Source organism: Dactylosporangium sp. NPDC049140, from assembly GCF_040648435.1.
In genome coordinates this window covers 108,234-122,156 of record NZ_JBEZDS010000040.1, presented here as the reverse complement: position 1 = coordinate 122,156, position 13,923 = coordinate 108,234, and the positions used below count along the sequence as shown (strand labels likewise).

The window sequence follows — 13,923 nt, the reverse complement described above, 5'->3', positions numbered from 1 at the left end:
CCAGCACTTCGGACAAGCCACTTCCCGGACCCGCTAGAGCCCACTCTAGAACACCGGCCCAGGCCGTCTCTTGACACAGAGGGGTGCCATGAGCGGGCAGTCGGAGCACGGCGGATCAGGTTGGGACGACAGAGTGCCACTTGATGTCGACGAGGTCAGAACCCGCGAGTCAGGAGCGAACGGGCTGGAGGAAGCGAAGCTCAGTTGGCCCAAGGAAATGGACCTTGCACAACCACGGCTAAGGGTGCAGGTTCGCGGCTCGGCCACATCTCGATCAGGTAGGAGAAGTGGTCTCCGTCCACGTCGGGGTGAGCGCTTGGCGGTGGAGCCGCCGGTACATACGACACTCGAACGCGGTACCGTCCCGGCTCGACGCGCAGCGCGTTTTCCGCTCTCCGTGGCTCCGTGCAGCTCACAACGGAAACCGCTCCGGTGAGGACGTCGAGATCTGCCTCCACGACGTGCTCAGATTCCGGGACCAGCGCTGGGGCAGTCTCGCAGACCTTCAGCACCGTCTCGACGAAATCCGAACGTGCCGCGCCGATGGAGATCGAATGAGGTTCGAGCCCAATTCGGTGCACCTGCACGGCTTCCTGGGTCCAACCACCGGCTACGCGACCAGGGTCGGTTGCCGCGCTGGCGCGCATGGCTACGCCGTGCGCTTCGGCATCCTGCATGTAGAACTGTCCGTAGTCCGCGAACACCGTTGCGTGTCGCATCCCGATCACCGCCCTGGCATAGAGGCTCGCCTGCCGGATCCATGATCCGATATCCGCTCTTCGGCAGAGTCGGAAGCATCGAACTCGTGCGAGGCGCTCACGGATGGTAACGATCACCGCTGCCGGCGGCCAGCGCCCGCAGCGGCAAATCCGGATGGCACGGGGGATGGTGCGCCGCGCACAAGCGCGACTTTGCAGGACGGCGTCGCCGAAGGTCGGTGACCTGGCCTCAGACAGGTCCAGGGCAGCTGCACCGCAGTCCGGGCTCGAGTTCGTCGGCGCGTTCGTGCCGGATGGCGTGTGCCCGGTCGTCGACCTGTCGCAACTGGTCGACGGTCAGGCGGCGGGCATTCCAGATCAGTTCGGCGGCTTCGGCTGAGTCCGGGTGGATTGGCGGGCCGGCACTGGTCAGGTCGATGCCGGTCAGCGCGCTGAGGTCGCGTGATGAGATGTCGAGGAAGGCGGCGAACCCAGCCAGCAGTTCGGGTGTCAGGGTCTTCTTGCCGTGCCCGATCATCCCGATGGTTGACGCCGACAGCATGTTGCCGCCGCCTACGCCGAACAGGTACTTGGCGGAGCCGATCCAGTTGAGATTACGGTTGTGCAGCAGGCGCAGCACCAGGCCGCCGACGCTGCTCGGGTACTGCTGATATGACGGCGTTGGTGGCGGTGGTCCCTGTGGACGGGGCTGCTGCGGCAAAGATTTGACGAGCTGGTGCAGCTCCGGTACGGCGCGTGGCAGGTACGTCAGTGACCATGCCAGGGAGCTGATGACGCTGGCCGCGGTCGCGTCCAGTGGGGCAAGGTCGTCGGGTACCTGCCGACCGGCAATGACGAACAGGTCGCTTTGATGCAGGCCAAGGGCAGGCGCGAGCCGGCGCAGCAGTAAAGGGTCAGGCTCGCCGCCATCGAGCACTGACATAATCTCGGTTTCAGCGACGGTTGCCCGTCGGGCGAGCGAGCCGACGTCAACGCCACGCAGGTCGGCCAGCCGCATCAACTGCACGCCGAACGTCGGCAGTTTCTTCACCGTCCCACCGTACGGATCACCCCGACCCCACTTGAAGCCGACGGCCCCGCGCACTGATCGCCGCACGAGCGTGCACTGGCCCGTGGGTCGGGGCCGGCCGGAGCGGCATACGGAGCGTGATGATCGATAACGAGCCGCAGCGCCCGGTCGGCGGCAGATCCGGAAACCAAGATCGCCGGGGAATGGCGGCTTACCACGGCCGGCTGTTCAGGTCTGGTTGCCGTGAAAGAGGGCGGTGAGTCGGGGCAGGCGGTGGCGCATCTCGGCGTCGTCGTCGAAATCGAAGTCCCAGTCCGAGTCGAGGTCCGGATAGGTGCCGGTGTAGGCGTCGTCGGGCAGTGCTTTGCCGGTGACGGTCTCGTAGGTGTCCCAGACGACGCTGATCATGGCTTCGCCCCAGAGGTCTTCGCCGGTGGCCGCGGCGTGGATGACCGCGGGATGGTCGGCGAGGCCGTCCGGTGATGCGAGTACCTGCTCGTATGTGGTGCGTCCCTGTGCGATGAGCCAGCCGCGGAAATAGTCGAAGCCGTCGTCGGAGGCACCGCCGTTGATGAGGTATGCGGCGGCCCACAGATCGACCCGGTACGAGTTGGTAAACAGGTCCCACAGGGGTTGGGCCAACGCGAGGATGTCGGCGGGTTCGCGGGGTGTGAGCAAGGCCTTCATCCGTGTGGCGACGTCGTCCGCGTCTGCATGCACGGGCAGGTCGGCTCGCGCCTCGTCGATCAGCTGCCATGCGGCATTGGTGTGCACGCCGAATATTGTGATCGTGGAGCGTCGTGACGGGCAAGATCACGCTGCCGCAGGCAGATTCCCGCATGTGTCGAACACCATCGATTACTGCCGGAGTCTTCAGCACCCCGATCGCGGCAGATCCGCTCATCCCGGTTGATGACATGGTGTTGGATGCTTCTGTGATCGGCTGGCGGTCAGTGCGGGATGTCTCGGGCGATTCCGGCGTACGGGTCGGCAGGCTGCTCAACGGCATCGAGCACTATCCGACCGCTGAGGCGTGGGACGAGATCGAGCGTCGGCTCGTTGTCGAGGCCGAATGCTGGTGCTCAGCCGGTTTCGCCGCGCTGCCCAGACTCGCCGAGCTGGCGCAGTCCGGCGCCGAGGAGCATCAGATTCGGGCACTGCGGCTGGCCGCGACGATCGTGCGATCCCTGCACCGGTGCCATCGGCACGACGACATTGTTCGCGCCGGTGCGGAGGCCCTCATGGCGTTGCATCGCGTCGCCCGGAACTGGCCGACGGTCCACACCGGACGGGCGTTCGTGGCGCAGATGCAGGATACGCTCGCGTTCGCCGGATTTACGTTCTGGGCAACGATCAGCCTGGACTTCACCGACGAGCACTACCACCTCGGTTGCCCGCACTGCGCCGTCAGTCTGGCAGTCGTCATCGGCGACTGCGGCCACTACACCGCGATCCGAGATTACAACGACGGCGACATCCACCGTGTCGTGCTTCGTCCCGTCACACCGGGGGACCTGACCGGGACCGGCCGATGGATGTACGACACCGCCGACGCCGCCGGCGAAACCGTGCTCGCCGACGGCATCACGTACCTGTTCGGCCGAGCCACGTGCAGCATCTGCGGCAGTGTGTTCAATGTGGCCGAGTGGCTGGAGGCGGAGAACAGCCCGAGTCAACCCATCGACACGGTCGTGCCGCGTACCGACCGCTCGACCTGACACGGCGAACGTCGGCAACTGGCAGCGGCAAGCCGCCCGGGACTGACGTCGGACCGACCTCCAAACACCAAGATCCGACGCACGCTCATCGGCTAGATCCGCGCAGCCGATCGTGGTGCTGCCGCGGCGGACGCACTGGTGAGGCCGCTCCGTGCGTGGCCGAGCGTCGTCGCCGCCCCAGCGCCATCGAGCGTCGGCCGACAGTCCGGCCGCTCGACCGGCTCGTGGGCTGACCGCCGGGATACTCGGGCGCGTATTCGATGGTGTACGGACTCATCCGCCGGGCGGCGCGAAGTCGAAGGCCGACCCGGTCACGCCGAGTTCCGCGCGGACGCCGGCGAGCAGCGCCCGCGTCCCGAAGTGCGCCGCCTCGATCGCGGCGCGCAGATCGGGGGCGTGCGGGTCGGCCGTACGCGGGTCCGGGTCGTACACGAACCCCCCGGCGAACCGTTCCCACGCCCCGGCGAGGCCGAAGAAGTTGCGGTTGAGCTCCTGGAAGTGCCGGCTCCACGCGTCGTCGCCGAGCAGGTTGTGTTCGCGGGCAATGGCCAGCAGGTAGCTGGCCTCCGCTTCCACTGCCACGAGCTGCCCGACGAGGGCTTTGTGGCGGTGCCCCAGGTACCGCCACTCCACTATCGCGCCGAAGAGGTCGAACCGCGCGTCGCGCCCGGCCGCGCTCACCGGAAGCCTCGCGGGACGCCGTCGCACGCGGAGCCCATCTGCCGGGCCACGCTGAAGGCCCTAGGCACGCCGCCTGGGACGGTGAACCGCAGATTCCTCCCGAACATCCGCCGATTGTCCACGACCGGCTGAACCGCCCGGTGACCGACGCATCAGGTGCGCGCACATAGGCCAAGACAGGAAGCCTCGGCCTCGTCGAGCCGGCTACCGTCTGTGGCGATCACTGGGCGCCGGCCGCGCCCGCAGCGGCAGGGAGATCCGTACGCATAATCTCGCTGAGCGCCGGGCCGCTGGGCGAGCCATTGGGGTCTGTTACGTGGTCGACTGTTCGCGGTTTTTGAGGGCCGCGATCAGCTCGGCAGCCGCCGTGCTAGGGGGCCGATCGCTGACCTGGCCGTCGCCGATCTCGACGATTCGCCATTGTCCGTCATCACGCAGTACGAGATCCGCAGTCACGAACGGCAGGTCCAAGGCCCTTACCGAAGGTTCCACGGCCGTCAGGTCGAGTTCTGTGGATGGATGTTGCTCCGGGGTATCTGGGTGCGCGGTGACCAGGCGGCACGAACCCTCGACCCACCAGGTCCGCACCTCCGGCCCGACGAACGGCTCGAACCGGCGCAGCACAAAGCCGCCGGTGTAGTCGTCACCACGCAACTGCCGGAAACGGCTGGCCACCCGCCATGCCGCGTCGCTATCGGCCACGTCCGGAACCAACGACGCCTCATGCCAGTAGTGCTTCATCGACTTGGTGTAGTCACGTAGCACCGCAGGTCCGGCGCCGAGGGCCGCGCACGCCTGGAGGAAGTCGTGGCGATCGTCGCCGGAGGTCCAGAACGACTCCGGAGTGTGGACTTCGATCGCGGAGTACCACTCAGGAAGCTCATGTGCCCGCCGGTAGTGCTCGGGACTGGTCCGCATGGTTACACCGTGACCCGCGAGGGCTTGGACCAGTGCCGCGTACTGCTCACTTCGCAGCATCCACCCCCGGTAGACCGCGTCCGCACCCTCGGGCACCCTGCCGACTGCCGCTCCGTCTGCCCGCCCGCGAACGAAAGCGTCGTGGTCGATCACAGCGACATCGATCCCGGCCTCGCGGGCCGCTTCGGCCTCGTCGGCGAAGTGCGCGTCTGGCCGGCGGGGGCGCAACACGTCGGCGGGCACCAGCAACAACATCCAACAATGATCAGCTCAACAGCCGACCCACGCATCCGAGTTCCGCCCCAGGACCTGCTCAGCCGTTGCCGCCCAGCATCATTTGGCTATGCCCCGACAACGGGTGCAGAGGCCGCAACCGCGCTTCACCGCCCTGCACTGGCGCATGACTCAACCGGCTAACCCTTGCGCACGGACTGTCGTCAGCCCGCATCGTAGATGTGTGTGCCCGAGATCAAGGCGGCGTCGGGACTGTTAGCGCTCTACTGCTGAGCTACGCCCCGGCGAGTCGGGACGGCGGGAGTTGCACCCGCGACCTCTCTATCCCAAATAGAAGTATCCGATGCCTGCGCACCGGGCACCCATCTGCGCCGATCACGCTAGCACCGAGAAGATGCGCCGTCGCGCGAATAACTTGCTGCCTGACGCTTACGTGGACGTCCATCCTAGCCGGGCGCCTCATTGGTGCACTCGGGCGATGGCGATTCACGACCAGGTGCAGCGGCTCGCCACCACAAAGCGTGATGAGCGTTGGGTCGGCCTGAGCGCGCGAGACCTGCGGCATGAGCGGAAACGTGATCGAGCGCGCTACGCCGCATGCCGAATGCCCGCCAGATCGCCGTATCGCTCAGAGATCGGCGATGTCGCCGTTCATGGCGAAGGCGTTCACAGCGTTGAGGAACCGTTCGAGGAAATCGCGAAGATCCGCGGCGACGACAGTGATGCCGTGGTTGGTGCCGCCGTAGACGCCGCCGATGTAGCTGGCATCCTGGAGCCGGAAGACCCGGCCATCGGTCACCGCGATGGCATACAGGTCACCACCGCCGTTGCTGCCGAAGACAACAGCGACACCATCCTGAGCGCCACCCACGAGACGACCGAGAGCGGCGCACCGCGCAACGCCTCCGACATCGGCAACCTGCGCTACGGCTGGCTCGGCGATGCCGAACGCGCCGCAGACACTCCGGGCGGCGTGCTGCTCATGGGCGCACGGCTCTACAACCCGATCACCGGCCGGTTTCTGCAGGTCGACCCCGTGCCGGGCGGTTCGGCGAACCGGTACGACTACTGCTTCGGCGATCCAGTCAACTGCCGAGACCTGGATGGCAAGATCGCAATCGCCGACGACATCCTCATCGGCATTATCATTGTCATCGTTATCCTAATCTATCTCCTGATCATTCATCCGATCACCGGGAAGTGGCCGAGCTGGCACTGGCCGTGGCACGCGAAGGAGTCGCGGAAGTCGGGCAAAGAGAAGGGCAACGACGGCCGGCCAACCTGGGCCAAGAAAGGCGTGCCAAACCGGATCGGCAAGGAGACGTCACAAGAGGCGACCGACCGACAGTATAAGGAGAACGACCGGCCGATCCCCCAGGACAAGGGTCCTGGCACCGAATGGGCCAGGTTCCGGAAGTTTATCGACCGGCGGCCACGCCTCCCTGCCAATCCGAACCACGGCAAAGGGTTCTAACACACATGGGCGCATCCGGCGGCTGCCGGATGCGCCCACACGATCGAATGGAAACGCAGTGAACGTCTACATCCTGTTCCACATCGAGCACGCGTTCGAGGACGACGGGTCGGTGCGGCACACCGACGAAAACGGCGTCCTGACCTGGGACGAACAGGCCGGCGACGAGGTTCGGCGACTCGGAACCTACAGCTCGGAGGCGAAGGCCCAAGCTCGCATCGAGCGGGCCCGCCTCCTGCCGGGATTCCGGGACGAACCCGACTGTTTTTACATCGCCGAAAGCATCCTCGACACAGACGAATGGGCCGAAGGGTTCGGCCACTAGCCTCGCTAGGCTCCTTCCGTCGCCCGACTTTCTCGTGGCGGCCCGTCTGCCGTTGTGGTCACGTGCAAGCTTCCGACGTCCTGACCTCTGAACCGCCTGAACCGCCATTACAGCAATCCCAAACAACCGAAGTCCGCCGTGCGCCGGACTCTAGCGCACTGCTGGGGCTTGCGTTCGGATCTCTTTCAGCAGTTCCGTCTTCTTCATCGCGCCGCCGTGGACCAACTTGGAACGGAGTCCGTAGATCACACCGACGTCCTTGAAGATGTTGTCCGCTGGGTCGAGGGCAGTGAGCTATTGCGAGTAACGCTTCGGCTACCGACAGTCGGATGAACGGTGAAGCTCTCGAACCGCCGGTGTCCAGCCCTACCGCCACGGTCTGCGTTCGCCGGGTTCCGGTTCCCACCGGAGGTGATCGTGGTCGCCGTTCGCTGGTACCTGCGCTACAACCTTTCCTACCGTGACGTCGAGGAACTTCTGCTTGAGCGTGGTGTCGAGGTCGACCACGTCACCGTATTCCGTTGGGTGCAACGGTTCACGCAGCTATTGGCCGACGCAGCCCGGTTTTGCCGTCACGCGCCCGGTGACAGGTGGTTCGTCGACGAAACATATGTCAAGGTCGGCGGTGTTTGGCGGTACGTCTACCACGCCGTCGACCAGTACGGCCAGGTCATCGACGTGCTCGTCTCTGTACGCCGCGATGCTGCCGCCGCGCGCCGGTTCTTCCGCCGCGCCTTGGTCACGTTGAAGGTGACGCCCACCGAGGTGGTCACCGATGCGGCACAGGTGTACCCGGCGGTGCTCGACGAGTTGGTCCCGTCGGCGTGGCATCACGTCGAGCGGTACGCCAACAACCGGATCGAGGCCGATCACGGCCAGCTCAAACACCGGCTCAGACCGATGCGCGGCCTGCACACCGACCACAGCGCACAGACCATCATCACCGGACACGCCTTCATGCAGAACCTCCGCCGCTGCCACTACGAACTGGGCGTCGATGCCCCACGCGGGCTGCGCATCGCTGCGGCATTCACCGAGCTCGCCGCCGCGATCTGAGACCGGCCACGCCGCTCAACGCGTCCTCCGATCGGCATACGCAACAGCGCCGTTCGGCGAATGCTTTGGCGAGGACGAGGTGGAGGGTTCGTAGGGTGGTGCGTGAGTAGCCGGCGGTCTCGAGTTGCTAGTAGGCGTGTTCGGTCATGCGGGCGCTGAGCCGGGAGGCGCGGACCCGGCGATGTGCGGGTAGATGAGGTTGAGCAGGCGGCCGTAGTTATAGATGGTGTTGGGTTGCAGTTCCTGCTCCCGGGATATCAGCCAGTCGTCGTACAGCGTCTGCACGGTGTCGGATCAGGACGCGTTCGACGTCGCGGGTCTGGTGCCGCTTCGTGGTCAGGCGGATGCTGGTGCGGCTGGGCAGTCAGTACCGCAGCCACCGCTCCACGCTGCGCCGTGGCTCCGCCGCTGGTCGTCACGAAGGAGGAGATCGGCCTCGTCGTCGACGCTCTGGAAGAGGTTCTGGTGCGCGGAGTTTTTGTCTGTGCGGGACAGCGCCGGATCGACTGCTGGACATACGATCACCACCGACCGCGGGAGGGTTGGCCACCCGCGGTAACGGGAGGATCTGTGTCACAACGTCCGCGCCTCGGTGTGCTGTTCTCCACCGTGGTGCTCTCCACCGCAGCGGGTTTGTTCGCCACCGCCACACCGGCGCACGCCGGCCAGACCAACACCGATGCGCCGCGCATCTCGTGGGCCTACACCGACTCGGTGCACCCCAACGAGACCTACCTCAACCCCACCGGCGACGCGCCCCTGGGGGCCTGGCGGGACAGCGCCAACCGCCAGCACGTCTCGCGTGTCTACGTCACCTTCGACGTGGCCGCGCTGCTGAGCAAGCACATCGTGTCGGCGAAGCTCGCCGTGCCGGAGACCCAGGCCACCGACTGCGCCCACCGCCGGATCGAGGTCTGGGCGACGGCCGAGTCCACGCACCCGACGTGGCGCAACCCGCCGCGCGAGCTGGCGAAGCTGGGCACCCTCGGCCCGATCGACCAGTGCCCGACTACCTACCCGCTGCTCGACCTCATCGACCTGGTCACCCGGGCCCAGGCGGGCGGCGTCCAGTTGCCTTCGCACGCCTCGTTCGAGATCCGCCTGCCGCAGTCCCTCGAGCAGCAGGTGCCACTCGGCCGCCGGATCAGCGCACCTGCCCTGTACGTCGGCTACAACACCCCGCCGTCCGCGCCGGCTCCGCTGTTCAACTCGCTGCGCGCATGCGTGACGGCCGCGCCGTATCCGTACCTGAGCGGCCTGACCCCTGACCTGCTCGCCAAGGCCAGCGACGCCGACCCGGACGACTTCAACCTGACCAACGAGTTCGCGGTCTGGCCCGTCGCCCACCCCGACCAGCGCACGACGTTCACCGCGCAGAACTACAACGGCGGCTTCGGCGGGGCGGCGGTGCCGTCCGGCGCGCTGACCGACAACACGACCTACGCCTGGCAGGCCCGCGTCAACGACGGCACCGACACGTCGCCGTGGTCACAGACGTGCTACTTCACCACGGACGACATCGCGCCGGCCACCCCCACGGTGACCTCCACGTCCACGAGCTACCCGATCACCTACACGCTGTCCCCGAACGGCTCCGACGACGTGTACGGCTACCAGTACAGCTGGACCGGCATCTTCTCCTCCTTCGGCGCCAACGGGGGCCCCAACGGCCCCGAGTGGATCGACCCGTTCACGATGCCCGACGTCATCCCCGCCCAGCCCGACGGCAGCGCAACGCTCACCCTGACCCCACCGAGCCCCCTCGCCCGGTTGAGCGTGCGCAGCTTCGACCGCGCCTTCAACCTCTCCCCGACGACGACCTACCGCGTGATCATCTCCACCACCCCGTAGCCGGAGGCAACACCGAGGGGCCCGCACTATGGACATGGTGCGGGCCCCTCGTAACCGTCAATCCCTGGTAGGCGCCACATGTGCACCCCGACCGGGATGGGACGATCGCATGACCGACGAGGCCGGCTTGGAGCAGTGCCTGGCGGCGTTCGCGCGGCGGGACTACGGCGCGTGCCACGGCGCCCGCCACATCGGTACGCCGGGATGACGGCGGCCCACCAAAGTACGGGGCCGGTCCGAGCCACTGCTCATGCTGGCCGAGGACGCTGGCCAGACTGGGTCCATGCCGCATTGCGCGCGGCGTAGCCCCGCCGAGCCACGCCAACACCAACCACCATGTCGGCATCACCCGGCGGGCTGACGTGAACACCCGGCGGCCAACAACTGCTACCCGCCGCGGGCCGCGATCCTCGGCCACTGTCGACCTCTGCGGGAGCACGATACTCGGCGTGACAGACGAGCAGAGACTCCAGCAGATGATCGATGAGCTCCGCCGGATGCGTGAGCGGTGCGAGCCGAAGTCAAACCAGAACCCGCGCTACCTCCGCTACTCGAACGCCGTATCGGCACTGCGCTGGATCATCGATGATCTGGCGAAGGAGCGCGCGTTTGAATGAGGGCGCGGAGAGCCGCTTCCAAGCCCGCTCGCATCGCGAGCATGAGAACGCGTCGACCTGCGCTACTCAACGAGCCGCCGTACCTCAATACGTGCTCCCGGCACCTCGGCACCGCGGATAGTGCGTTTACTGGCTTCCAAGTGATCCACGCGGTCGTCGGCCGCCTGCGTCAGCCCGCGCCACGGCCGCAACCCGAACACGCCCTCCATCGCATCCAGGGTCGGCTTGATCAAGTTGTCCAGATCCCAGACCTCGTTCGCGTTGCGCGCTTCGGGGGTTCGGAACTCGATCATCACCGAGAACCGTTCGGCCCACGGGCCGAGGCCCGTCGCGAGGAATGCTTCACGGACCGCAGCCTTCCAAGCGGCTTCAGCCGCCGACGAGTAACTCGCCGGCCGACCCGCCACGTCAACAACGACGAGCATCTCGTACCCCATGGCACGACATCATGGTCGCCGCCAGGGCTGTACGAAACCTGCGAACCCCTACGTGGCGGAACAGAGGCACGAACGCCGACGCACGGTCGGCGGCAGATGCGCGCGGTCCCGACGCCGGCAAGAGTGCGTTCAGCTTGCCAGTTCGCGACCTGAGTTGCGTTTGATGGCACCGACCCGGTACACGGCAAGTAGCAAATACTACAGGTTTGTGAGGCCCGACAAATCCAACTACGAAGAGCCGAGTGCCGACACAATCAGCAGAAGATGGAGACACGTGTCGGCCGGTTCTCACATCGCCATCCGCACTATAACTAGACCCGTAATCCGCCGCCCGGCTGCCTCAAGAAGCCAGATGCCGCGCCGGATCAAATATCTCAGCCCCGTCCAGTAAAGTTCCCCAGGCCGTCGTTGCCGCATTGTACAGTGCGCTTCCATTGCCAATCTCAAATGAGATGCTCTTGTGGAGCGGACTTCCAAACAACTTCAGATCGACCTGCGTTCGACCGGTGGAACTGCCCCTATCCAGCATGATTACGGATGCTACCGGCAGGGTGTCATACACCTTAATCGTAAACCGAAATCGCGCGGCGCTGGGCATCGCTTCCCGTGCGGCATGAAGCGCGGTCAGCGTCTCGATCAAGTCCGAACGGAGACGTCGCTCCAACTCGTCGCCATGCGATTCGTCCCCACTCGGTGCGCCCTTCAAATATTGAGCGAGCGGCCGGACGTGAGCACTGCGTGGGCTTAGCGTCGACAAAACGATTTCCAAGGAAGGATTTTCCTCGAGGATGGATGCGAGTTCACCAGCGATTCCCTGCGAGAGCTGGCCATAGGCTAATGAATGGGCGACCATCTCGATCCTTCTTTTCGCCAGTCGAAAATACGTCGCCGTGGTTGGCGTGACACGAAACCGCTGATAATCCGACCTTGATGCAAAGAAGAAAAGTAATCCCGCTTCGTCCATCTGACGAGCGAGGCGAATCCGTCGACGCAAGGTATTCATCGGTGTGGCGTATCTTCGATATGCCGCGGCCGTCAGGACTACCAATGCGGTGGCGAGCATGCTAGAAATTACCCCGATAATGAGTTCCTTGCTCATGTCGTCACCCGGTCCGATAGGCTCAGCAGCGGCGCAATTCCGGCATCATCGTATCCGTAAGCGCGCGGTGATACGACCCTCCGTCGGGTTGATTTCAGTATCAGTGCACGACGATGTCGGTCCTTTTGACGGAGTCGACTAGCGGCCTGCATGGTTGGGAGAGGCGCCGATCGTCACCACGCAAGATCAGCTGCGCACCTATCGGCATGAGTGCGCGCTGTCTGGCCCCTGCGCCATTACCCTCAGTAGACGAAGCGGGTGATCTATTCGATCACGCTGGGGCATTGGTGATCTCCAGCTCGGATGCTTCTTTCACGCGGTCATGGCATGGAACACGGGCTGTTCCCGTGCTGCCGTCGCTGCGTGACGACAGTCGACCTGCATGGGCGTCTGCTGAGTGGCTTCAAGGCTGGCTGCGCGCGACAGTCGCCGTACGCGAGGCGGGGTGGCAAGGCTTGCGAGCGGCTCGCATGAGGGGCAAGCTGGGGGTAGTTTGAACCCGTTTATGTTCGTGTGATCGGCGGTACCTCCAGTCCAGCCAAACACCGGGCTGGCTCGAAGAGCACGCTCGTGTCGACCCGCGGCTCGCAGGGGACTACGCGAGGACTCCCTGGTGTACCTGGAGGCTGTGCGGCCCCCGCGGACAGCCGCGACGCGACGTCGTCAAAGTGGCGCGAATGCGCCTTTTGCAGTTTTCTTGTCTGGTGACGTTCCCGTGGCTCGACGCGCCAGCAGCCGAGATCCCGAATACCGCGCGATCACTACTCGGGTGGCGTGTGTCGGCGCACGGCGTCACGATCCGGCTGACTGAGGTCGAGGCATACGCGGGTACCGGCGAGGACCCGGCATCACATGCGCATCGAGGGCTCACCCCGCGGACCCAGGTGATGTTCGGGCCGCCCGGCTATGCCTACACCTACTTCGTTTTCGGGGTTCACTGGTGCTTGAACATCATCTGCGGCCGGGAGGGAGAGGCGGCCGCCGTGCTGCTGCGTGCTGGCGAGGTCGTCGACGGCATCGACGCCGCGCGTGGCCGACGCGGCAATGTGGCCTCGCACGAACTGGCGCGGGGGCCTGCACTGCTGGTCACCGCGCTCGGCGTCGGGCGTGAAGCAAACGGCACTTCGATGATCGACGGGAAGGGCCCCCTGACGCTCACGCCATCGGCCGACCCGGTACTTGCCGAGGCCATCAAATCGGGCCCTCGTGTCGGTGTCGCTAGCGCTCACGACGTGCCATGGCGGTTCTGGATAGCCGGCGATCCCACCGTCAGTGCCTACCGGCGCCACACCCCGCGTCGCACACGACAGCCGAGCCGGTAAACGGCGGCAGCTCCTCAATATCTGAGCGTTGATCGCAGCCAAATCCGGCGGGTCGCGCTCGCGCACAGAGTCGTATGACACACGCGCATCTACGAGGGTGGCCGCAGCAACGGCCGCGCAACAGAACGCGATCCGGGCTTGTCGACGCCACCAGCCTCACTCGGGTCGCCCTCCTCCACGCGCGTCGCCGCCGCGCATCCGTGACTCCCACTCGACGTCGGTGCGACCCGTACGCGGAGCACCGCGCACGCGCGACGCCAACGTTCGTCCGTCCAAGCAGGTGCGCGCTGCGCGTGCATGTCGGCCCACGCGGTGATCGCACCGTCGGCTTCGCTGCCCGCGCCGATGGCCGACTGGAGAAGGTCGCCGCCTGGGTCTAGCGGAGGTATCGACGAGGCCGGCATGCTCCGACGCTGACATTGCGGCTTCCGCCTCGACAGTTGGCCGATGTGAGCCAGCTGTA

Annotated in this window: 15 protein-coding genes; 7 read left to right on the top strand and 8 right to left on the bottom strand. The window is 65.8% G+C overall.

What is annotated here, in order from left to right:
• Window positions 1–200 precede the first annotated feature (200 nt).
• The 3 genes from AB0B76_RS43035 to AB0B76_RS43025 form a co-directional block, all read right to left on the bottom strand.
• Complete coding sequence (locus AB0B76_RS43035) at window positions 201–719, bottom strand: hypothetical protein (RefSeq protein WP_360386854.1); 519 nt, start codon at window positions 717–719, stop codon at window positions 201–203.
• A 229-nt stretch (window positions 720–948) separates the two neighbouring features.
• On the bottom strand, window positions 949–1,749 hold the full coding sequence (locus tag AB0B76_RS43030; protein ID WP_360386843.1) for an XRE family transcriptional regulator: 801 nt from the start codon (window positions 1,747–1,749) through the stop codon (window positions 949–951).
• A gap of 207 nt (window positions 1,750–1,956) precedes the next feature.
• A complete protein-coding gene (locus AB0B76_RS43025) occupies window positions 1,957–2,502 on the bottom strand; it encodes a DUF4240 domain-containing protein (protein WP_360386841.1) in 546 nt (181 codons plus the stop codon).
• Between the two features lie 26 nt (window positions 2,503–2,528).
• Between AB0B76_RS43025 and AB0B76_RS43020 the strand changes: the two genes are divergently transcribed.
• On the top strand, window positions 2,529–3,446 hold the full coding sequence (locus AB0B76_RS43020) for a hypothetical protein (protein WP_360386838.1): 918 nt from the start codon (window positions 2,529–2,531) through the stop codon (window positions 3,444–3,446).
• A gap of 273 nt (window positions 3,447–3,719) precedes the next feature.
• Here AB0B76_RS43020 and AB0B76_RS43015 read toward each other — a convergent pair whose 3' ends face one another.
• On the bottom strand, window positions 3,720–4,154 hold the full coding sequence (locus AB0B76_RS43015; protein ID WP_360386835.1) for a hypothetical protein: 435 nt from the start codon (window positions 4,152–4,154) through the stop codon (window positions 3,720–3,722).
• A gap of 285 nt (window positions 4,155–4,439) precedes the next feature.
• Window positions 4,440–5,300 carry an ATP-grasp domain-containing protein gene (locus AB0B76_RS43010; protein WP_360386833.1) on the bottom strand — a complete coding sequence of 287 codons (861 nt, stop codon included), beginning with the start codon at window positions 5,298–5,300 and terminating at the stop codon, window positions 4,440–4,442.
• Window positions 5,301–5,757: 457 nt separating this feature from the next.
• On the opposite strand from AB0B76_RS43010, the gene AB0B76_RS43005 reads away from it, so the two are divergent.
• The 3 genes from AB0B76_RS43005 (at window position 5,758) to AB0B76_RS42995 (ending at window position 8,134) form a co-directional block, all read left to right on the top strand.
• Window positions 5,758–6,753 carry an RHS repeat-associated core domain-containing protein gene (locus AB0B76_RS43005; RefSeq protein ID WP_360386830.1) on the top strand — a complete coding sequence of 332 codons (996 nt, stop codon included), beginning with the start codon at window positions 5,758–5,760 and terminating at the stop codon, window positions 6,751–6,753.
• A 58-nt stretch (window positions 6,754–6,811) separates the two neighbouring features.
• Entirely contained in the window at window positions 6,812–7,078 is a 267-nt protein-coding gene (locus AB0B76_RS43000) for a hypothetical protein (protein WP_360386827.1), read from the top strand.
• A gap of 336 nt (window positions 7,079–7,414) precedes the next feature.
• On the top strand, window positions 7,415–8,134 hold the full coding sequence (locus tag AB0B76_RS42995) for an IS6 family transposase (protein ID WP_360386825.1): 720 nt from the start codon (window positions 7,415–7,417) through the stop codon (window positions 8,132–8,134).
• Window positions 8,135–8,278: 144 nt separating this feature from the next.
• Here the strand turns inward: AB0B76_RS42995 and AB0B76_RS42990 are convergent, their stop codons facing one another.
• The gene (locus tag AB0B76_RS42990; protein WP_360386823.1) at window positions 8,279–8,419 is read right to left on the bottom strand and encodes a hypothetical protein; all 141 of its coding nucleotides are present in this window, start codon (window positions 8,417–8,419) and stop codon (window positions 8,279–8,281) included.
• 285 nt (window positions 8,420–8,704) lie between these two features.
• Between AB0B76_RS42990 and AB0B76_RS42985 the strand changes: the two genes are divergently transcribed.
• Complete coding sequence (locus AB0B76_RS42985; RefSeq protein WP_360386820.1) at window positions 8,705–9,985, top strand: hypothetical protein; 1,281 nt, start codon at window positions 8,705–8,707, stop codon at window positions 9,983–9,985.
• A gap of 449 nt (window positions 9,986–10,434) precedes the next feature.
• On the top strand, window positions 10,435–10,602 hold the full coding sequence (locus AB0B76_RS42980) for a hypothetical protein (RefSeq protein ID WP_360386818.1): 168 nt from the start codon (window positions 10,435–10,437) through the stop codon (window positions 10,600–10,602).
• Between the two features lie 62 nt (window positions 10,603–10,664).
• Here the strand turns inward: AB0B76_RS42980 and AB0B76_RS42975 are convergent, their stop codons facing one another.
• Both AB0B76_RS42975 and AB0B76_RS42970 read right to left on the bottom strand, forming a co-directional pair.
• Complete coding sequence (locus AB0B76_RS42975) at window positions 10,665–11,039, bottom strand: hypothetical protein (RefSeq protein ID WP_360386816.1); 375 nt, start codon at window positions 11,037–11,039, stop codon at window positions 10,665–10,667.
• A gap of 340 nt (window positions 11,040–11,379) precedes the next feature.
• Window positions 11,380–12,138 carry a hypothetical protein gene (locus tag AB0B76_RS42970; protein WP_360386814.1) on the bottom strand — a complete coding sequence of 253 codons (759 nt, stop codon included), beginning with the start codon at window positions 12,136–12,138 and terminating at the stop codon, window positions 11,380–11,382.
• 704 nt (window positions 12,139–12,842) lie between these two features.
• Between AB0B76_RS42970 and AB0B76_RS42965 the strand changes: the two genes are divergently transcribed.
• Window positions 12,843–13,460, top strand: coding sequence for a DNA-3-methyladenine glycosylase (locus tag AB0B76_RS42965; RefSeq protein ID WP_360386851.1), 618 nt, complete (start codon window positions 12,843–12,845; stop codon window positions 13,458–13,460).
• Window positions 13,461–13,923 lie beyond the last annotated feature (463 nt).

Coding starts and splice junctions, on each gene's coding strand:
- AB0B76_RS42975 (WP_360386816.1), bottom strand. CDS start 11,039: ATGGGGTACGAGATGCTCGTCGTTGTTGACGTGGCGGGTCGGCCGGCG.
- AB0B76_RS43035 (WP_360386854.1), bottom strand. CDS start 719: ATGCGACACGCAACGGTGTTCGCGGACTACGGACAGTTCTACATGCAG.
- AB0B76_RS42970 (WP_360386814.1), bottom strand. CDS start 12,138: ATGAGCAAGGAACTCATTATCGGGGTAATTTCTAGCATGCTCGCCACC.
- AB0B76_RS43005 (WP_360386830.1), top strand. CDS start 5,758: ATGGCGATTCACGACCAGGTGCAGCGGCTCGCCACCACAAAGCGTGAT.
- AB0B76_RS43010 (WP_360386833.1), bottom strand. CDS start 5,300: ATGTTGTTGCTGGTGCCCGCCGACGTGTTGCGCCCCCGCCGGCCAGAC.